Here is a 361-nt window from a genome sequence, read left to right as displayed (position 1 = left end):
CCTTACTAAACTTCCTGAAATACTGACAGAAGTAAAAAATCACGTGCGTGCCATCATGCGTTTGGTAGGTTAGTTCTCGAAGAAGGTAGATGGCGAAACTGAAGGAGATATGCGCAGAGAAGGATATATAATAGAAGAAATAATTGAATATTCTAATATGTTAGAAAGTTTCAATTATGTTATGAGAGGCACTAAGAGAAAAACTTCTGCAATTGGAATATACTTAATGGAAAACAAGGAATTAGTAATACAGTAGTTGCAGAAGGAAATAAGTGAAGCTACTTTTAAAATTAGCAGTTATAGAGAGTATAAACTTTATGAATGGGGGAAAGAGAGAATAATACAAGTAATACCTTTAAGA

Source organism: Zoogloea sp. 1C4 (genome assembly GCF_009469605.1).
Taxonomy (GTDB): Bacteria; Pseudomonadota; Gammaproteobacteria; order Burkholderiales; family Rhodocyclaceae; genus Zoogloea; species Zoogloea oryzae.
The sequence above is the reverse complement of the archived record's forward strand: the minus strand, read 5'-3'. Positions refer to the sequence as shown.